Annotated in this window: 20 protein-coding genes; 4 read left to right on the top strand and 16 right to left on the bottom strand. The window is 63.5% G+C overall.

The window, feature by feature from the left end:
* Window positions 1-85: 85 nt before the first annotated feature.
* Window positions 86-1,378 (top strand): amidase, encoded by a 1,293-nt coding sequence (locus O7B34_RS25925; RefSeq protein WP_337148701.1) that lies wholly within the window; start codon window positions 86-88, stop codon window positions 1,376-1,378.
* Between the two features lie 29 nt (window positions 1,379-1,407).
* On the opposite strand, the gene O7B34_RS25920 is transcribed toward O7B34_RS25925, so the two are convergent.
* Genes O7B34_RS25920 through O7B34_RS25900 form a run of 5 tightly spaced genes read right to left on the bottom strand, consistent with a single transcriptional unit; the run spans window position 1,408 to window position 5,664 of the window.
* Complete coding sequence (locus O7B34_RS25920; protein ID WP_337148700.1) at window positions 1,408-1,797, bottom strand: hypothetical protein; 390 nt, start codon at window positions 1,795-1,797, stop codon at window positions 1,408-1,410.
* 39 nt (window positions 1,798-1,836) lie between these two features.
* Window positions 1,837-2,817, bottom strand: a complete 981-nt coding sequence (locus O7B34_RS25915) for a hydroxyacid dehydrogenase (RefSeq protein ID WP_337148741.1) — start codon at window positions 2,815-2,817, stop codon at window positions 1,837-1,839.
* Window positions 2,818-2,831: 14 nt separating this feature from the next.
* Entirely contained in the window at window positions 2,832-3,551 is a 720-nt protein-coding gene (locus tag O7B34_RS25910; RefSeq protein WP_337148699.1) for a FadR/GntR family transcriptional regulator, read from the bottom strand.
* Between the two features lie 2 nt (window positions 3,552-3,553).
* Window positions 3,554-4,723 (bottom strand): mandelate racemase/muconate lactonizing enzyme family protein, encoded by a 1,170-nt coding sequence (locus O7B34_RS25905; RefSeq protein ID WP_337148698.1) that lies wholly within the window; start codon window positions 4,721-4,723, stop codon window positions 3,554-3,556.
* Window positions 4,724-4,776: 53 nt separating this feature from the next.
* Window positions 4,777-5,664: a sugar phosphate isomerase/epimerase family protein gene (locus tag O7B34_RS25900; protein ID WP_027144650.1), complete on the bottom strand. Its 888-nt coding sequence runs from the start codon at window positions 5,662-5,664 to the stop codon at window positions 4,777-4,779.
* A gap of 400 nt (window positions 5,665-6,064) precedes the next feature.
* On the opposite strand from O7B34_RS25900, the gene O7B34_RS25895 reads away from it, so the two are divergent.
* From O7B34_RS25895 to O7B34_RS25885, 3 genes are read left to right on the top strand one after another with little or no spacing between them, the layout of a single operon-like run.
* The gene (locus O7B34_RS25895; RefSeq protein ID WP_337148697.1) at window positions 6,065-7,120 is read left to right on the top strand and encodes a sugar phosphate isomerase/epimerase family protein; all 1,056 of its coding nucleotides are present in this window, start codon (window positions 6,065-6,067) and stop codon (window positions 7,118-7,120) included.
* Between the two features lie 53 nt (window positions 7,121-7,173).
* Complete coding sequence (locus O7B34_RS25890; protein ID WP_337148696.1) at window positions 7,174-8,361, top strand: Gfo/Idh/MocA family protein; 1,188 nt, start codon at window positions 7,174-7,176, stop codon at window positions 8,359-8,361.
* Between the two features lie 37 nt (window positions 8,362-8,398).
* On the top strand, window positions 8,399-9,250 hold the full coding sequence (locus O7B34_RS25885) for a sugar phosphate isomerase/epimerase family protein (protein WP_337148695.1): 852 nt from the start codon (window positions 8,399-8,401) through the stop codon (window positions 9,248-9,250).
* A gap of 231 nt (window positions 9,251-9,481) precedes the next feature.
* Here O7B34_RS25885 and phnE (O7B34_RS25880) read toward each other — a convergent pair whose 3' ends face one another.
* The 11 genes from phnE (O7B34_RS25880) to O7B34_RS25830 form a co-directional block, all read right to left on the bottom strand.
* Entirely contained in the window at window positions 9,482-10,849 is a 1,368-nt protein-coding gene (gene phnE / locus O7B34_RS25880; RefSeq protein WP_337148694.1) for a phosphonate ABC transporter, permease protein PhnE, read from the bottom strand.
* Window positions 10,850-10,852: 3 nt separating this feature from the next.
* Window positions 10,853-11,809: a phosphonate ABC transporter, permease protein PhnE gene (gene phnE, locus O7B34_RS25875; protein ID WP_337148693.1), complete on the bottom strand. Its 957-nt coding sequence runs from the start codon at window positions 11,807-11,809 to the stop codon at window positions 10,853-10,855.
* 56 nt (window positions 11,810-11,865) lie between these two features.
* Window positions 11,866-12,774, bottom strand: coding sequence for a phosphonate ABC transporter substrate-binding protein (phnD, locus tag O7B34_RS25870; RefSeq protein ID WP_337148692.1), 909 nt, complete (start codon window positions 12,772-12,774; stop codon window positions 11,866-11,868).
* 110 nt (window positions 12,775-12,884) lie between these two features.
* On the bottom strand, window positions 12,885-13,742 hold the full coding sequence (phnC, locus tag O7B34_RS25865; RefSeq protein ID WP_337148691.1) for a phosphonate ABC transporter ATP-binding protein: 858 nt from the start codon (window positions 13,740-13,742) through the stop codon (window positions 12,885-12,887).
* 130 nt (window positions 13,743-13,872) lie between these two features.
* On the bottom strand, window positions 13,873-14,583 hold the full coding sequence (locus O7B34_RS25860; protein WP_337148690.1) for a DUF1868 domain-containing protein: 711 nt from the start codon (window positions 14,581-14,583) through the stop codon (window positions 13,873-13,875).
* Between the two features lie 149 nt (window positions 14,584-14,732).
* A complete protein-coding gene (locus tag O7B34_RS25855) occupies window positions 14,733-15,350 on the bottom strand; it encodes a DapH/DapD/GlmU-related protein (RefSeq protein ID WP_337148689.1) in 618 nt (205 codons plus the stop codon).
* Window positions 15,347-16,054 carry a phosphonate C-P lyase system protein PhnL gene (gene phnL, locus O7B34_RS25850; protein WP_337148688.1) on the bottom strand — a complete coding sequence of 236 codons (708 nt, stop codon included), beginning with the start codon at window positions 16,052-16,054 and terminating at the stop codon, window positions 15,347-15,349. Before phnL ends, O7B34_RS25855 begins: the two co-directional genes overlap by 4 nt.
* Before the next feature lie 49 nt (window positions 16,055-16,103).
* Entirely contained in the window at window positions 16,104-16,880 is a 777-nt protein-coding gene (gene phnK, locus O7B34_RS25845; protein ID WP_056577906.1) for a phosphonate C-P lyase system protein PhnK, read from the bottom strand.
* Window positions 16,877-17,776, bottom strand: coding sequence for an alpha-D-ribose 1-methylphosphonate 5-phosphate C-P-lyase PhnJ (locus tag O7B34_RS25840; protein WP_337148687.1), 900 nt, complete (start codon window positions 17,774-17,776; stop codon window positions 16,877-16,879). Before O7B34_RS25840 ends, phnK begins: the two co-directional genes overlap by 4 nt.
* Window positions 17,773-18,192 (bottom strand): FosX/FosE/FosI family fosfomycin resistance hydrolase, encoded by a 420-nt coding sequence (gene fosX, locus O7B34_RS25835; RefSeq protein WP_337148686.1) that lies wholly within the window; start codon window positions 18,190-18,192, stop codon window positions 17,773-17,775. Before fosX ends, O7B34_RS25840 begins: the two co-directional genes overlap by 4 nt.
* Window positions 18,189-19,301 (bottom strand): carbon-phosphorus lyase complex subunit PhnI, encoded by a 1,113-nt coding sequence (locus O7B34_RS25830; RefSeq protein WP_337148685.1) that lies wholly within the window; start codon window positions 19,299-19,301, stop codon window positions 18,189-18,191. Before O7B34_RS25830 ends, fosX begins: the two co-directional genes overlap by 4 nt.
* Window positions 19,302-19,303: the final 2 nt, after the last annotated feature.

Genomic DNA, 19,303 nt, shown 5'->3' with positions numbered 1-19,303 from the left:
GCACGCTGGCCGGGTTATCCCTTCGGCAGGCTTAGCGGCTGCTTGCCCTAAGGACGTTTCTATCCTGGCGGAGTCCGACATCGACATGCAATCAATCCGCGACCGTCTCGAAAACATCCTGTCACGTCTTGCCAATCGTGCGGCCGACGAGAAGGTCTTCACGAAGCTCTATGCCGAAGCGGCGCGCGCTGCCGCTGATGCCAGCGACGCCCGCAAAAGAGTGGGCGTGACGCTCGGGCCGCTCGACGGCACCATTTTCTCGATCAAGGATTTGTTCGATGTCGCCGGCGAGCCGACCACGGCCGGTTCGCTGATGCGCAAGACCGCCGCGCCTGCTGTGCGCGATGCCACCATCGTCGGCAGGCTGCGCCAGGCCGGCGCCGTCATTATCGGCAAGACCAACATGACCGAATTCGCCTTCACCGCGATCGGCGATAACATGCATTATGGCACGCCAGGCAATGCAAGGGATGCCAGGTGCATCCCCGGCGGTTCGTCATCCGGGGCCGGCGTGTCTGTGGGCGAGGGCACCAGCGAAATTTCGATCGGCTCCGACACCGGTGGTTCGATCCGCATTCCGGCGGCGCTCAATGGTGTCGTCGGTTTCAAGCCGACAGCGCGGCGCGTGCCGCTCTCCGGCGCCTTTCCGCTTTCGGGAACGTTGGACTCGGTCGGACCGCTCGCCCGAACCGTCCCGCAATGCGCCGCCGCCGACGCGGTGATGGCCGGCGAGGAGCCGAACGAGTTGATGGCCATTCCACTCGCCGGGGTTCGCATCGGCATTCCGCGCGGCGTTCTCTTCGGCGACACGGAAGGCGAAATTGCCGCGGCTTTCGAGCATTGTCTTGGCAAGATCGAACAGGCTGGCGCACGCATCGCGGATCTGCCGATCGACGACATGATCGCGAATCTGCGCGCGGCCACCAAGCGCGGGTCGATCGCGGCGATGGAGGGCGCGGAAGTGCATGCCGACTGGCTGGCGACAGGCGCATCGGTGCCGGTGGATCCGCATGTCAGCGGGCCTCTGTCGCGCGCCGCACTGCTGCCGACGCCGGTTTATATCAGGGCGCTCCGCCGCCGTGCCGCGCTTGCTGCCGCCATGGATGAGCGGCTGGCGTCGATCGATGTGCTGGCCCTACCTACCGTGCCGGTGACGGCGCCGACCATCGCGGCATTGGCCGAGGATGCCGAACTGCGTGATCGTATCGAAGGACTGCTTTTGCGCAACACGCAGGTCGCCAACCAGTTCGACCTCTGCGCGATTTCGTTGCCGATGCCGGGTGCATCGCTGCCAATGGGATTGATGCTCGTGGCGCGCAATGGCCATGACAGTCGTCTGCTGAGGATCGCCGCGTCGGTGGAGAGGCTGCTGGGGTGATTGATCGGCGGTGGGCCGTAGATGACGGATCAGTGCGACGAACAGTGCTTCCGTTCGCCGTCCTTGGCGGTGCGCACGATGCGGGTCGCGGCCAGCCAGGGCAAGCTGTAATCCTTGCCGGTGATGGTCTGCGTGCGCTGCTCGATCGCGCCCCTGACCACGATCTTTCCGCTGTAAAGCACGTCGGACTGATCGGTTATCGCTTTGTCGGCCTGCGGCAATCCGCTGGTGTCGATCGACACACCCTTGATGATCGTGCCGGTGACGAGATCGAGCGCGCTGCTCGATTCACAGGGCGCCTTGAAGCAGCGCATCCCGTTGTCGCAATAGACATAGCTGCTCTCGGCCGCAGCGAGTGCCGGCAAGGTGCAGATGGAGGAAGTCGCGACAATCAGAGATGCAAGGCGAAGACCGGACATGGCCTCAACGTCGCGGAGAATTGGGGCGAAACCGCGATGCTATATCTGCGCCGGAAACCGTCGCCGGTAATGATCGACCACTTCCGGATTGCGCAGATTGACCGGCAGCTTGCCGGCCAGCACCAGCAAGACTTCGCTGGCCGCGCCGACGCCCATGCGCATCATCGATTCCTCGGTGATCCCCGCCATATGCGGGGTGACAATGACATTGTCGAAGCCGAAATAGGGATGATTTGGCGGTAGCGGCTGCGTCGAGAAAACGTCGAGCGCGGCGCCGCCGATGCGGCGCTCCCGCAAGGCCTCGATCAACGCGTCATCATCGACGACCGGCCCGCGCGACACGTTGATCAGCAGTGCGTTGGGCTTCATGCGGGCGATACGTTCGCGGCTGATCAGGCCGCGGGTCTCCGGCGTCAGCGGGCAGCAGAGCACGATGATGTCGCTCTGCTCGACCAGCGCGTCGATCGACAGGAAGCCGACTTTTTCCGGCGCCGGCTGCATGCTGCGCGTCGTTGCCACCACTTTCAGGTCGAAGCCGTGCGCGGCGATGTGGCCGACGGCCTGCCCGACGGCGCCGAGACCAACAATGCCAATGGTCTTGCCGGCGAGTTCGATGTTTGAATTGGCATGCTCGCGGCCGGCAAGCCAGCCTTTGGCACGCAGGTCGCGGTCGACCCTGCGGAACTGCCGCAGCAGTGCAAGCGCGGTGAACAGGACATGTTCGGCGACCGAGCGGGCATTGACCGCCGGCACGTTGGCCACGAGCACGCCGGCTGCCGCGGCCGCTTCCATCGGGATCATGTCGAGCCCGGCGCCATGGCGGATCGCGGCCCTCAGCTTCCAGGCTCCCTCGAACAATGCCGGCGGCAGAGGCGCCCGCACGATGACGATGTCGGCGTCCTTGGCCTCCCTGGTCAAGGTGGCGGCGTCGAGCGCGGAGGCAATGACGAGCTGACCGGCGCCGGCGAGCCTGGCCGTGGCGCGCGGGTGCAACGGATGGGTCGACAGGATCTTGGGCATGGCCTGGGTCACGGTCAGGCCTTTTCGAGTGTCGCGCCCGCGGGCACAGCCGCCATGCCGCCCTCGATCAGGCCCTTCCAATAGCTTTCCGCGCCCTGCAGGTGGGCGCTCATCAGCGCCTGGGCGAGATTGCCATCGCGGCGCAGCAGCGCCTCGTAGATCTGCACGTGCTCGGCATGCGAACGCAAGCTGCGTTCGGGGTCGTTGAAGTAGATCGGCAGGCGCTGCTCGCCCATCAGATAGTAGACGCTGCAGATGTTGTGGAAGACGCTGTTCTTGGTGGCGCGCACGATCTCCAGATGAAATTCGCGGTCCTCCTTGGCCAGGCCTTCGCCCGCGGCAATGCGGTCTTCCGACGCCTTGAGGATTTCGCGCAGGCGCTCGAAATTCTCCTCGGTGGCGCGCGAGCAGGCAAGCTCGGCGGCCTTGATCTCATGGATCTTGCGCAACTCGACCGTTTCATAAATCTGCAAGGGATCGAGCGGCAGGCCGGCGCGCGCAAACAGCGCCAGCGCCTCGACGCTTGCCTGCTTGGTGTCGATGTAGATGCCCGATTTGGCGCGGCGCTCGACGATGCGCATGGCTTCTAGGATGGCGAGCGCTTCGCGGATCTGGCCACGGCTGACGCCGAAATGCTCCGCCAGCTCGCGTTCCGACGGCGTGCGGCCGCTCTCCTTGTCCGAATGGGAGAACAGATAGGCGGCGAGTTCCGCGAGAAGGTTCTTTTCTTTCATCGTCAATTGCGTTGCGCGTGCGCCTCCAGGAATCGCTCCGAAATGGTGAATCCCAATCCAGGCTTTTCCGGGATCGCTATCATGCCGTCCCTTGCTTCGACAGTCTCTTCGACCAGATCGTGGATCATCGGGTTGGCGCCGAGCGAATATTCGACCGTGAAACTCGAAGGCGAGGCGGCGCAGACATGCAGCCCGGCGAAGAAGCATGGCGCACCGGCCCAAAGATGCGGCGCGAAGCGCAAATTGAAGGCGCTGGCGATGGTGCCGATCTTCATGGCCTCGCTGATGCCGCCGCAGAAGGCCGGGTCCGGCTGGAAGATGTCGGCGGCCTTGAGCACGGCGAGGTCGCGGAAGGCATAGCGCGTCGCTTCGCTCTCGCCGGTGGCGATCGGAACCGCGCCGGCGGCGCGCACTTCGGCCATGCCCGGCTTGTCGTCGGCGATCACAGGCTCCTCGAACCAGGCGAGATCGAGATCGCCGACGAGATGGATGAAGCGCTTGGCCTCCGCCACCGTATAGGTGCCGTGGGCATCGACCATCAGCTCGACGTCGGGGCCGAGCGCCTGGCGCGCGGCGCGCACACGGGCGGCGGAAATGTGTGCCGCGCCATCCATGGCGCCCACCCGCATCTTCAGCGCCTTGAAGCCGCCCCTGGCGACGTAGGATCTCAATTGCTCGCCGATGGCATCGGCGGAGGCCCAGCCGCCGGAGGCATAGGCCTGCATGCGATCGGCCTTGCGGCCGCCCAGCAATCGCCAGACCGGCTGGCCAAGCGACTTGCCAAGGATGTCCCAGAGCGCGATGTCGACGGCGCTGATAGCGGCGATGCTCATGCCGCGCCGCGCCAGTTGCGGCATGGCGTGGCCGGCATGGGCGGCGCTCTCATGGCGTACGCCGTTGTAGAGCATCTCCCAGATGACGCCGATATCGGCCGGATCGCGGCCGATCAATTGCGGGCCGATCTCGTGGTTCAGCATGTGGACGAGAGCGCCGTAGCTGCCGGCGCTGCCAGCTGCGTTCTTGCCTTCGCCCCAGCCGACCAGCCCGTCATCGGTTTCGATGCGCAGGATGGCGGCGTCGAAGGTCGTGACCTGGCCGAAGTCGCTACGATGCTGCTTCGCGGCTTCGATCGGCACGCGGACCCACCAGGCCTGGACTGTCTTGATGCGCATTTTGTTCCCCTGCCCGCCGCCGGTAGGGCGGAAGGGCAAATTCCAGGCGTCGACTACTTGATCAGCGGCAACAGCGTTTCGGCGGTGATGCGCATCTGGTCGGTGTAGAATTTCTCGGTGAGCACGCTGGAGCCGTGATCCTGGATGAACTTCAGCTGCTCGGGCGAGATATCGACCGGGTGGCGCTCGACCATTTCGGGATAGGGTGCTGCCGGCGTGCGGTCGACCGGGGCGACGAACTCATTGGTCAGCGCGCCGTCATAACCGACTTCCTTCAAGGTCGCGACGATCCTTGGCCAGTCGATCTGGCCGAGCCCGGCGGCGAAGCGATTGTTGTCGGCGACATGGAAGTCGAACAGGCGCTTTCCGACCTGCCGGATGGCGTCATGGACGTTAAATTCCTCCATGTGGATATGATAGGCGTCAAGGCAGACGCCGCATTCGGGGCTGACCGCATCGGCCAGCGCCAGCGCCTGGGCGCCGCGATTGAACAGATAGGTTTCGAAGCGGTTGAGCGGTTCGACAGCGATCTTGACGCCGACCTTCTTGGCGTGGGTGAAACATTCGCGGGTCGCATCGACGACCCACTTCCACTCCTCCTCCTCGGTGCCGTCCGGCACCACCTTGCCGACGGTTGCCGGAACCAGCGTGATGATCTCGCCGTCGAGTTCGCTGACCATCGTCAGCACGTCCTTGACGTATTGCACGGAGCGCTCACGCTGGCCCTGGTTCCTGGCGGCAAGGTTACGTTCACCCAGCATCAAGGTGACCGCGCCCCAGCAGCGGATGCCATGCTCCTTCAGCAGCGCCCGTGTCTCCTTGGTCTTGTACTGCGCGGGCTCGCCGGAAATCTCGATCGACTCATAGCCGAATTTCTTGATGCGCTTGAGCGTCGTCTCAAGGGGTTCCGCGCGCATCCAGTTGTGCGTCGAAAGATGCATGGCCTGTCCTTCCCAGATTCGTCCGTATGGTTTGCCTGCGACATGCATCGCCGAAAGACGACGCAAGGGTTCCTCCCCAAGGCATCCCCAGACTTTTCCTGCAAACTGGTTCGACCAATTGGGCCTGAAAAGAGGTCTACAGCAAATTCCTCGAGACGGCAACAACTGTGGTGGCGCAACTTTTGGGGTGGATTAGTTTGTTGATTACATTGCGATATGTGCCGTTATTTTGCGCGTCCGGAGCGCCTTTTCGGCGCATTCCGAGACTTGACCAAATTGCCTTATTTGGTCATACCAGAATGGCATTGTCGGCAGAGCGTCCGACGCGAAAAGACCAAAGTGACTGGCCCTGCTTTCATCAGGCGCTATGCTTGGCCGTGACAAAACGAGGAGGATGCCGATGCCGACGACAATGAAGGGCCCTGGACTGTTTCTGGCGCAGTTCGCGGGCGATGCCGCACCGTTCAATTCGCTGGCGTCGATCACCAAATGGGCCGCCAGTCTCGGCTACAAGGGCGTGCAGATCCCAACCTGGGACGCGCGCCTGTTCGACCTCGAGAAGGCGGCGTCCTCCAAGGCCTATTGCGACGAGGTGAAGGGCACCTGCACTGACGCCGGCGTCGAGATCACCGAACTGTCGACGCATCTGCAGGGGCAATTGGTGGCGGTGCATCCGGCCTATGACGCGCAGATGGATGGGTTCGCGCCAGCTTCGGTGCACAACAACCCGCAGGCGCGGCAGAAATGGGCCGTCGAACAGATGAAGTTCGGCGCCAAGGCGTCGCGCAATCTCGGGCTGAATGCCTCGGTGTCGTTCACCGGCTCGCTGGCTTTCCCTTACCTCTATCCCTTCCCGCAGCGGCCGGCCGGACTGATCGAGGAAGCCTTCGGCGAACTCGGCAAGCGCTGGAAGCCGATCCTCGACGTCTATGAGGACAATGGTGTCGATGTCGGCTACGAAATTCATCCTTCAGAGGACGTGTTCGACGGGGCGACCTTCGAGATGTTCCTCGACGCGGTCGGTGGCCACAAGCGCTGCAACATCAATTACGACCCTTCGCATTTCCTGCTGCAGCAGCTCGACTATCTCGAATTCATCGACATCTATCACGAGCGGATCAAGGCCTTCCACGTCAAGGACGCCGAGTTCAATCCGACGGGACGGCAGGGCGTGTACTCCGGTTACCAGAGCTGGACGAACCGCGCAGGCCGTTTCCGTTCGCTCGGCGACGGGCAGGTGGATTTCGGCGGCATCTTCTCCAAGCTGACGCAGTACAATTACGATTCCTGGGCGGTGCTGGAATGGGAATGCTGCCTGAAGCATCCGGAGGACGGCGCGGCCGAAGGGGCACCCTTCATCCAGCACCACATCATCCGGGTGACGGAGAAGGCATTCGACGATTTCGCCGCTGGCACCACGGACAAGAAGCTGCTGCGCGCCATGATGGGAATTTGACACGGCTTTCGCTTCCCCTCGGCGGAGGGGAATCTCACACGAGGGAGAAAAACATGGTTGCTGCATCGAAGTCGGAAACGGGAGGCGGCCCGATCCGCTATGGCATGGTTGGCGGCGGGCAAGGCGCTTTCATCGGCGCCGTGCACCGCATCGCGGCACGCATTGACAATGATTTCGTGCTGGTCGCCGGCGCCCTGTCGTCCGACCCGGCGCGTGCGAAAGCCTCGGCCGCCGAACTCGGGCTCGATCCCTCACGCAGCTATGCGTCCTACGCCGAAATGGCCAAGGCCGAGGCGAAGCGCCCGGATGGCATCGAGGCGGTGGCCATCGTCACCCCCAACAACGTGCATGTGCCGGCAGCCAAGGCTTTCCTGGAGGCAGGCATCCACGTGATCTGCGACAAGCCGCTGGCCACGACACTGGCCGAAGCCAAGAAGCTCGTAGCGATAGTCGAGAAGACCGGCAAGGTGTTCGTGCTCACCCACAATTACACCGCCTACCCGATGGTGCGGCAGGCCCGCGAAATGGTGGCAAAGGGCGTGCTCGGCGACATCCGCATCGTGCAGTCGGAATATCCGCAGGACTGGCTGACCGAGGACCTCGCCGCCACCGGCCAGAAGCAGGCGTCATGGCGAGGCGACCCCAAGCAGGCGGGTGCCGGCGGCGCGCTCGGCGATATCGGCACCCATGCCTACAACCTCGCCCGCTTCGTCTCCGGGCTCGAGCTCGATACCCTGTCGGCCGATCTCGATGCCTTCGTGCCGGGCAGGCTGCTCGACGACAATGTCAATGTCATGCTGCGTTTCAAACCGACGGGAAAAACGCATCCGGCAAAAGGCATGATTTGGGCAAGCCAGGTGGCGCCTGGTCATGAGAATGGCCTGAAGCTGCGCATCTACGGCTCGAAGGGCGGTCTGGAATGGGTTCAGGCTGATCCCAACTATCTCTGGTACACGCCGTTCGGCCAGCCGAAACAATTGATCACTCGCAACGGCGCCGGCGCACTGCCGGTGGCGGGCCGTGTCAGCCGCGTTCCGTCAGGCCATCCCGAGGGTTATCTCGAAGGCTTCGCCAATATTTACCAGGAGGCGGCACGCGCCATCCGTGCGGCACGCAAGAAGGGCGGCAAGCCGGCAAAGGATGTCGTCTTCCCGACCATCCAGGACGGCGTCGAAGGCATGGCTTTCATCGAGGCCTGCGTGAAGTCGTCGAAGAAGAATGGGGCGTGGACGAAGCTGTAAGAGGCGCCTGGCCAGCGGAAAAAGGGGGAGGGCGTCGATGAAAATCGGCATGTGCATGTTCTTGTGGACGACGGCGGTGTCGAAGAAGCACGAGCCATTGCTTCGCGACATCAAGGCAACCGGCTTTGACGGTGTCGAAATCCCGATCTTCGCCGGCACGCCGGACGACTACAGGAAACTGGGCGAGCTGCTGGACAGGATCGGGCTGGAGCGGACCGCGGTCTCGGCGATGGGCGATCCGGCGATGAACCTGATCGCGGCCGATGCGGCAACGCGCAAGGCCGGCGTCGATTACATGAAATGGGCCATCGATTGCGCCGATGCGCTTGGCGCCAGCACGCTGAGCGGACCGCTGCATTCGACCCTTGGCGCCTTTTCCGGGTCCGGACCGACTGCCGCCGAGAAGAAGCGCTCGGTCGCCTCGCAGCGCGCCATCGGCGACCACGCCGGCAAGCGCAACGTCACCATCGGGCTCGAGGCGCTGAACCGCTTCGAATGCTATCTCCTCAACACGATGGCCGACCTGTCTGAGCACGTCGACGTCATCGACCGGCCGCACATCAAGGCGATGTACGACACTTTCCACGCCAATATCGAGGAGGCCGACCCGATCGGCGCCTATACGAAGCACCGCAGGAACGTCGTGCATATCCACATATCGGAGAACGATCGCGGCGTGCCGGGGCGCGGCAACATCCCGTGGAAGGAAACCTTCGCGGCGATCCGCAAGAGCGGCTACGACGACTGGCTGACCATCGAGGCGTTCGGCCGCTCGCTGAAGGAATTGGCGGCTGCGACCAAGGTGTGGCGCGATTTTTCCGAAACGCCGGAAGCGGTGTACCGGGAGGGGTACAAGCATATCAGGAACGGGTGGAAGAAGGCGGCTTAGGAAGCCGATAACGTTGCGTCGGCGATCCTTCGCGCCCCCCTCTGTCCTGCCGGACATCTCCCCCACGAGGGGGGAGATTGGCAGCTTCGCGGCTGTCGCTTTCTTGCAACGATGGTGATTGGCGAAAGCAGGGATCACATCCAATCTCCCCCCAAGTGGGGGAGATGTCCGGCAGGACAGAGGGGGGCGCTGTCCCTCGGACCTCTCGCCTCATCTGCACCACAGGACGAATCAACCCTGCTTGGCCTGGATCCTGTTGTAGTCGTGAATCGTCCGGCTCAGCCTACGGCGCAGGAAGTTGGATATGTTGTCGAAGATGAAGACGACGAGCAGGATCAGCAGCACCATGTAGAAGACGTTGGCCCAGTTGGAGTTGGTGCGCATCGCTTCCCACAGTTTCAGGCCGATGCCGCCGGCGCCGACGGCGCCGATGATGGTGGCGCCGCGGGTGTTGGATTCCCACTGGTAGAGCGTCTGGCTGATGAAGACCGGGATCACCTCGGGCATAACGCCGTAGCGCTGCACCAAGATGCCGTTGGCGCCGGTCGAAAGCACCCCTTCACGTGGTTTGTCGTCGATGTTCTCCAGACCTTCCGAATAGACTTTGCCGAGGGTGCCGATCTCGGTGAAGAAGATCGCGGCACTTCCCGCCAGCGGGCCGGGGCCGAAGGCGCGGGTGAAGAACAGCGCCCAGATCAGCATATCGACCGAGCGCATGAAGTCGAAGAAGCGCTTGAGCACCTGGCTGAGCACGCCGCTCGGCGTGATGTTGCGCGCCGCGAAGAAGGCCAGAGGGAAGGCGACGATGCCACCGAGCAGCGTGCCGAGGAAAGCCATGACAATGGTCTGCAAGAGCTTCGTCCAGACATCGCCATGTTGCCACTGGGCGTTGTTCCAGATGTTGTCGCCGGCCAGAGCGAGATTCGAGATGCCAGGTTTCAGCTCTGGCCCCGATACGATCAGCGAGATCACTTCCCCCGCCGATTTGCCGAAGAAGGGCGAGCGTGTGTCGAAGACGAAGTTCGCCCAGCCGAGGAAGCGCTTGCGCACCTTGACGCGGTCGACGGTGACGCGCACCTCGCCGACAAAGCCCATCTTGGCCACCACCTCGTCGTCGTGCGCGGTGATCCAGTCCGGCACCGGACCCGTGATCACCGGCTTGCCGCTGGTCAGCGCCACCGGCACCGTCTGTCCATGAGCGACAATCGTCGCGTAGGTCTTGTCGAAGGTGACGGATTTGGCCTGGCCGTCGATCCGCACGGTGAAGGACCCGTCGGCATTCTTGATTACCCAATCCGGATTGGGATTGTCGCCCAGTGCCGAGAAACGCGGATATTTGGGCGTGATCTCCGGCTGGTCGAGACGGAATTCCGGTTGCAGATCGTAGCTGATCCATTGTGTCAGGAAGAGCGGGAGGCGCTCCCAGTGCGATTCCCGCAATACCTGCGGCAGGCTGAAGAACCACAAGGCATAGACCAGATAGAGGAGGGTGCCGGTAAACAGGAGCAGCGGACCGAAGCGCTTGTATGCCGGGCGCCGGAACACCTGCGGGTGGCGCGCCTCGATCGACAGCATCTCCTCGGCGGTCATGGTCGCCATGATTTACGCCCCCATCATAAAGGCTTGTTCGCCGACCAGCTTGCGACGAAGCCAGGCGGAAAACTGGTCGATGATGAAGATGGTCGTGAACAGCAGCAGCACCAGCGCCAGCGTCTTGGCACCGAAGCCGCGCGAGATGGACAGCTTCAGTTCTTCGCCGATGCCGCCGCCGCCGACGGCGCCGATGATGGTGGAGGCCCGCACGTTGATCTCGACCCGGAGCAGGGTATACGACACGAAATTGGGCAACACCTGCGGCAGGTCGGCGAAGCGCACCCGCTCGAACCAGTTGGCGCCGACCGCCGTCAGGCCTTCCTCGGCACGCATGTCGATGTTCTCGTTGATCTCGTAGAACAGCTTGCCGAGTGCGCCGATCGAATGCAGGCCGATGGCGATGATGGCGGCGATCGGACCGGTCGAGACGATTGCCGCGAAGAGGCCGGCGATGACGATTTCCGGAAAGGCGCGCAGCAATTCCATGAAGCGCTTGACCACCAGCCTCAGTGCCGGATGAGGCGTCAGGTTGCGCGCCGCGATGAAGGAAAAAGGCACTGCGAAGATGAAGCCGATGAAGGTTGAAACCAGCGCCACGTTCACCGTGGTCAGCATCAGTTCGAAATATTCGGGGACGTAGAAACCGCCCCACACATAGACGCGGCCAAGCGGGAAGTTGAATTCCTGGGTGCCGGTATCATGCGGCGAGGCGATGTCGAACAGCGCCCGCCAGACGTCGTTCCAGTCCTTGGGGACCAGCCAGCTCAGGAAATCCAGAATGTGCGGCAGCCGGTCGAAGAAGTGCCCGGCATTGGCTTCGTCGGCGAACCACATGCTGGAGAGCATTGCGGCAAGCAGCAGTCCGACGCCGAGCACGGTATAGAGCCGGCGCAGCGACGTCTGGCGTCGCCAGGCATCGGCCGTCTGGTGGGTGGCGCCGGAGGTGGCTGTCACGGAAAGGGTCATGATCGGAGATGCAAAAAGGGCGGTACCTGAGATACCGCCCCTTTGCAATTTCGCCGTTAGCCGCCGATGGCTGCCTTACGGGCTTCGACGATGACGCTGTAGAAGTCCGGCTTCACCGGAACATAGCCGGTGAAATCGCCGCCTTCGACGCCTTCGAAGCAAGCCTTGTCCTTCTTGGGCAGGTCGGTAAAGAAGGCGGTCAGCTTGGCGGTCATGTCGTCGCCGATCGCGGTGCGCACGACGAGCGGACCGTTCGGGATCAGGCCCGAACGCCAGACTTCGACGAAGTCGTTGGGGTCGACGGCGCCCTTGGCGACTTCCTTGTGGAAGGTGCCGGAGGTGTAGCCGTTCTTGAAGTCGCCTATACCCGAGGAATCGTCGACCGCGACATCGACCTTGCCGTCACGCACGGCCAGAACGTTGTTTTCGTGGCCGCCATTGAACTGGGTCGAGGCGAAGAAGGTTTCGTTCGAGGCGCCGGTGGTCTTCGGAATCTGGGTCAGCGGGATCAGGTAGCCGGAGGTCGAATCCGGGTCGGCATAGCCGAGCTTCTTGCCCTTGGCCGACTTGATGTCGGTGATCCCCGAGGTCTTCAGCGCCAGGCCGATGGAATAATAGCCGGTGGCGCCGTCGGTCTGCTGGGTGGTGAGGATCGGGGTGACCGCCTTCGGGTCCTTGATGTAGACGCTGGCATAGCCGGAAGCGCCGAGTTCGGCGAAGTCGAGCGTGCCGCCGAGCAGGCCCTGGATGACGCCGTCATAGTCGGCGGCGGGGAACAGCGAAACCTTCTCGAAGCCGAACTCGGCCTTCAGGTGGTCGGCCAGGCACTGGTAGTTGCGCAGCCGGTCGGTTTCGTTTTCGCCGCCGAGAATGCCGACGCGAAATTCCTTCATATCGGCGGCATGGGCCATGCTGGTGGCCATGGCGAGCACCGAAACGGCACCGAAAACCATCTTCCTGAACATTTGCTATCTCTCCTGTAGGTTCCGGCCCCGCGCCGGCAGCGTTCTTGATCTTGACAAGTGCCCTTGACGCGGGCGGACGATCCAGGCTGCTCGCTATGCCCGTAATGGGCTCAGTATCCCGGGAATGCAGGTTCGAGCGGTCCGGCGGATGCGGCGATCTTCTGCTTGAAGGCAACGCTGGTGGAGGTGATGACCTCCGATATCTCACCGCCATTGCTGTCGGCGCCATAGACTAGACGCACCGCTTCGCGGTTGAGCTCTTCGGGCGGCCCGTCGAAGACGACCTTGCCGGCGGCCATGCCGATGATGCGGCTGCAATAGGTGCGGGCAGTATCGAGCGTGTGCAGGTTGGTGACGACGGTGATGCCTTCGCGCAGATTGATGTCCTGCAGCGAATCCATCACCACCTTGGCGTTGAGCGGGTCGAGCGAGGCGATCGGCTCGTCTGCGAGGATCACTTTGGGCTGCTGCATCAGGGCACGGGCAATCGCGACGCGCTGCTGCTGACCGCCCGACAGGGTGCCGGCGGGTTGAAGTGCCGTACGGGCGATGTCGAGCCGCTCGAGCGCGGCGACCGCCTCGGCGCATTCGGCACGGGAGAACATGCCGAGAAGGTTGGACAGGGTCGAACGGTGGTTCAATTTGCCAAGCAGCACGTTGGTGAGCACATCGAGGCGCGGCACCAGGTTGAACTGCTGGAAGATCATGGCGCAGTCGCGCTGCCAACGCCGCAACGGCGACCCGCGAAGGCGGGAGACCTCGGCGCCGTCAAAAAAAATCGACCCCTGGCTGGGGTCGACAAGACGGTTGATCATGCGAAGAAGCGTCGACTTGCCTGCACCCGAACGACCGATGACGCCGACCATCTGCCCCTGCGGGATCGAGATGTTGACGTCGCTGACGGCGGTGTTCTTGCCAAATCGTCGGCTGACACCGCGAATTTCGAGCGTGGCAGAGCTTGCTGACATGGGCTGGTTCCAGTCCGGTCCATATTGATCGTCAGGCACTCGCCTAACGCAGCCACATGAACCTGCCGTGTCGCCAGCATGTCAGTTTTGTTACGCTCCACAGATACGACGGCCGGCGTCCTGCCGGCGATCAGCCGAGCACCAGCAATTCCTCGAAATGCTCCATGTCGCGGAATGCGCAGAAGGCTGGAGCCTTGATCTCGATCACCGGCGCCTGCCGCGCGAAAAGCGCCAGGCAGTCATCAAACAGCGCCTGCCATGCGGCGGCCCTGTCGTCGGCAAGACGCTGGATCTGATAAGCGAAGGTGATGTGGAAGACGTAAGCGTCGTGATCGGGATGCCGGTAGCCGAACGGCAGGGCCAGCGCATCGCGCCATTCACGCATGATGCGCACATCCTCGTCGGTCGCGCCGGCAACGGTGAGGCCGGTAGGCACGATCTCGACGACCTTGATGTTGAACGGACCGGCACCCTGGAAACCCTTCAGGCGCTCCAGATAGAGGCGGGTCATGGCGTCGATGCCGGTGTCGAGCGACACGTCCCGTGGCCAGTAAGGCAACCGGCGGCGATATTCGATGATGCCCTGGAAGAGTGTCATGTGCAGGCTGGAGACAGGCGTGAAGGCAAGGCGGTCGACATCCGGCATCGCCATCATCCGATCGCGCACGGCGAGCACCACGGCTTCGGATGGCGAGCCGCTGACCAGATGTCTGACGACGGTGTTGCCGGGCTCGAGGAGAAAGTTGCCTGACGCGTCGTAGCGCGTGCCGAGATGCGCCGGCGGCGTCGGATTGGAGCCGGCAAAGAATCCGGCGAGCGAGGGTCTGACGGTGTCGAGCATGGCGATCTCCTTGGAACACCCGCGTCCTGCCCCGGTGATGTGTCAAGGATATGAAACAGAGTCGCTCATGACGTCGATGTGAGGGCTATGTCTCCTTGCCTGCAACAATTGCGAACGGAAAACCGGTTCCCACTTCTTCTGGAACTGCTCTATCCCTCGTATTTCTCCAGGAACGCCTCGGCCGACAGCTCGCGGAAGTCGTCGAGCGAGGCACGCAGCCTGGCATGGTCCCAGTCCCACCAGGCAAGCGCCTGGTAGCGCTCGGTGGTGCGACGGTCGAAGCGCTCGCGGATCGGTTTGGCCGGCACGCCGGCGACGATGGTGTAGGGCGCGACGTCCTTCGAGACGACCGCTCCGGCGCCGACCGCGGCACCATCGCCAACGGTGACGCCGGGCAGGACGGTCGAGCCGTGGCCGAGCCAGGTGTCGTGGCCGATGGTGACGCGTTTGGCGCGACGCTCAGCGAAGAATTCGCTCTCGTGCTCGGCGTCGTCCCAATAGTCTGAGGCACGGTAGGTGAAATGGTGCAGCGTCGGCCGCCATGTCGGGTGGTTGGTGGCGTTGAGGCGCACGCTGGCCGCGATGTTGGCGAACTTGCCGATCGTTGCGCACCAGACGGCGCAGTCCTGCATCATGTAGGAATAGTCGCCGAGTTCGGTTTCCGAGACCCGGCTGCGGTCGGCGATCTCGGTCCAGCGGCCGAGCGTCGAGTTGTGTACCTCCGCTGTCGGGTGGACCAGCGGCGTCTCCGACAATTTCCTGGTCATGCGGCGAGTTTTCCCGGAGCGAAGGCGGTGACGTCGATGACGCGGTCGGCCACGGCCTCGCGCACTTCGTGGTCATGGAAGATGCCGAGCAAGGCGACGCCTGCCGCCTTCTTGGCGGCGATAAGTTCGATCACCACGTCGCGATTGGTTGCGTCGAGCGATGCGGTCGGCTCGTCGAGCAGCAGGATCGGATGTTCGGTGATGAAACCGCGCGCGATGTTGACGCGCTGCTGCTCGCCGCCCGAGAAGGTTGCCGGTGGCAGCATCCAGAGTTTTTCCGGCAGGTTGAGCTGGGCCAGCAAGGAGCGTGCCTTGGCCCGAGCTGCCTCGCGCTCCTCGCCGCGTTCAACCTGTGGTTCGGCGACGACATCGAGGGCCGAGACGCGCGGCACGGTGCGCAGGAATTGGCTGACATAGCCGATCGTTTGCCGGCGCACGGCAAGCACGGTGCGTGGGCTGGCATGGGCGAGATCGATCAACCCATCCTCGTGCGTGACGATGATCTGGCCTTCGTCGACGGCGTAGTTGCCGTAGAGCATCTTCAGGATCGAGCTTTTGCCGGCACCGGACGCACCGCCGAGCACGGTGCATTCTCCGGCCTTGATCGAGAACGAGACACCCGCGACGACGGGCAATTTGATGCCGTCGCGCAGATGCATGGTGAAGCTTTTGGCGACATCGGAGACAACGAGAGGCGTCGGCATCAGTAAGTTCTCCAATCGTCAATCGTCGGCGGGCGTACACGAGCCATCATCACACCTGCAAAATCGAGGAAACGAGCAATTGCGTGTACGGCGCGCGCGGGTCGTCGAGGACGCGGTCGGTGAGGCCGCTTTCGACGACGCGGCCGTCCTTCATCACCATCATGCGCTGTGACAGAAGCCGCGCCACGGCGAGGTCGTGGGTGACGACGATCGCGGCAAGGCCAAGATCGGTGACCAGGCCGCGCAAGAGGTCGAGCAGGCGCGCCTGCACGGAAACGTCGAGGCCACCGGTGGGCTCGTCCATGAACACCAGCCGTGGCCCGGTGACGAGGTTGCGGGCGATTTGCAGGCGCTGGCGCATGCCGCCGGAAAAAGCGCGGGGTTCGTCGTCGATACGGTCTTCCTCGATCTCGACGCGCGACAGCCAGTCGACGGCCGTGGCGCGGATCTTGCCGTAGTGACGGTCGCCGACCGCCATCAGGCGCTCGCCAACATTGGCGCCGGCAGACACGGTCATGCGCAAGCCATCAGCCGGGTTCTGGTGGACAAAGCCCCAGTCGGTGCGCATCAGGAAGCGGCGCTCGGCCTCGCTCATGCGGTAGAGCTCGCGAAACTGGCCGTCGCGCATGCGGTAGCTGGCGGTGCCGGAGGAGGGCAGCAGCCGCGTCGACAGGCAGTTGAGCAGCGTCGTCTTGCCGGAACCGGATTCACCGACGACAGCCAGGACTTCGCCCGGCCACAGGTCGAAGGTGACGTTGTCGCAGCCGACCCGCGAGCCGTAGAACTTGGAGAGCGCCGAGACGCGCAGCAGCGGTTCGTCGGTCATTGCGCCGGCTCCAAATTTTCTGGGGCAAGATGGGTTTCGGGAGCAAGGTGGCCGCGATGGCCCTCTTCACGCCGCTTCTCGCAGTAATCGGTGTCCGAGCAGACGAACATGTGGCCGCCATGGTCGTCGAGGATGACCTCGTCGAGATAGACATTCTCGGCCGCGCACAGCGCGCAGGGTTGGTCGAAAGTCTGCACCTCGAACGGATGATCCTCGAAGTCGAGGCTCACCACATCGGTGAAGGGCGGCACGGCGTAGATGCGCTTTTCGCGGCCGGCGCCGAACAGCTGCAGGGCCGGCGAGCGGTGCATCTTGGGATTGTCGAATTTCGGCGTCGGCGAAGGGTCCATCACATAGCGGCGCTCGACCTTGACCGGATAGGCATAGGTGGTGGCGATGCGGCCGTGCTTGGCGATGTCCTCATAGAGCTTCACATGCATGAGGCCGTATTCCTCCAGCGCATGCATTTTCCGCGTTTCGGTCTCGCGCGGCTCGAGGAAGCGCAGCGGTTCGGGGATCGGCACCTGGTAGACCAGCACCTGGCCTGCGGTGAGCGGATGCTCGGGAATGCGGTGGCGGGTCTGGATGATGGTGGCGGTGGCGGTATCGGTGGTCACCGCGACATTGGCTACTTTCTTGAAGAAGGCGCGGATCGATACGGCATTGGTAGTGTCGTCGGCACCCTGGTCGATGACCTTCAGCACGTCATCGGGGCCGATGATCGATGCCGTGACCTGGACGCCGCCGGTGCCCCAGCCATAGGGCATCGGCATCTCGCGCGAGGCGAACGGCACCTGGTAGCCGGGAATGGCGATGCCCTTGAGGATCGCCCGACGGATCATCCGCTTGGTCTGCTCGTCGAGATAGGCGAAGTTGTAGGTTGCGATGTCGGTCATGATGCGACCTCAAGTCCCTTGGCATAGCGCTTCAGCCGCTCATCGAGCGTACCGGTGTGCAGTTCGAACATGTGGTTGTCGTCGTCGTAGAAATAGATCGAGCGGCCTTCGCCCTCGACGCGAGGGCGTGGCGGGTGCGTGTCCAGCCCGAGCTTGGCAACGCGCTCGGCGTAGCGGTCGAAATCGGCGTCGCCGATCTTGAAGGCGACATGGTTGTAGCTGCGCTCCGGCAGCTTCTCGCCTTCCATGATGGCGATCCAGATGTCGCCGATCAGGAAGAACTTTTCGCGTGACAGCGAGAACTGTCCGGCGTCGCTGGCATAAACCTCGCGCGCATCGAATATGCCCTCCAGGATTGCGGTCATCCGATCGAGGTCGCGCACGATGAAGGTCATGTGGGACAGGCACTGGATCATTCCGCCGCCTCCCGCGTCTCTTCGATTTTTTCGGGATTTTCGCGGGCCTCGTATTCGGCGCGCATGCGGCGCACGAGGTCGAGTTCGGCCTGGAAGTCGACATAGTGCGGCAGCTTCAGGTGCTCGACGAAGCCGGTGGCCTGGACATTGTCCGAGTGCGAGATGACGAACTCCACGTCCTGCGCGGCGGCAACGACGTCCTCACCGAGTTCGGAGGCGCGCAGCGCCCGGTCGCAGAGCGCCATGGCCATCGCCTTGCGCTCGCTCTGGCCGAAGACGAGACCGTAGCCGCGGGTGAATTGCGGCGGCGCCTTGGCCGAGCCCTTGAACTGGTTGACCATCTGGCATTCGGTGACGCGCACCGTGCCGAGCGGCACCGCGAACGGCAGTTCGGGAACGTCGAGTTCCAGCTCGACCTCGCCGATGCGAATCTCGCCGACGAAAGGATGGTTGCGGGCATAGCCGCGCTGCGTTGAATAGCCGAGCGCCAGCAGAAAACCCTCGTCGCCGCGCGATAGCGCCTGCAGGCGGATGTCACGTGCCATCGGGAATTCCAGCGGCTCGCGGGTGATGTCGCCGGGAACATGGTCCTGCGGCATGTCGCCATCGGGTTCGATCAGGCCTTCGCGGGCGAGGATGGCCGAGACACGCGGCATGGGCTCGGTCTGCCCGGCGCGCTGCACCGGTTCGGCGACGCCTGCGCCGGCGGCAAGCTCCGGGTCGAGCAGGCGGTGCGTATAGTCGAAGGTCGGACCAAGCAGCTGGCCGCCAGGCAGATCCTTGTAGGTCGCCGAGACGCGCCGTTCGACCAGCATCGCGCTGGTGTCGATCGGGCTGGTGTAGCCGAAGCGCGGCAGCGTGGTGCGGTAGGCGCGCACCAGAAAAATCGCCTCGATCATGTCGCCGCGCGCCTGGACGATGGCGAGTGCGGCCAGCTCACGGTCATAGAGCGAACCTTCGCTCATCACCCTGTCGACGCCGAGCGCCAGCTGTTCGACGATCTGGTCGAGGCGCAGCGCCGGCACCGAGCGGTCGCCGCGCCGGCGGTCGGCAAGCAGGGTGTGAGCGTTGGCAATTGCGGCTTCGCCACCTTTTACCGCGACATACATCT

The organism is Mesorhizobium sp. Cs1299R1N3, from assembly GCF_037179625.1.
Lineage (GTDB): Bacteria > Pseudomonadota > Alphaproteobacteria > Rhizobiales > Rhizobiaceae > Mesorhizobium > Mesorhizobium salmacidum.
This window is presented reverse-complemented; position numbering and strand designations above follow the sequence as displayed.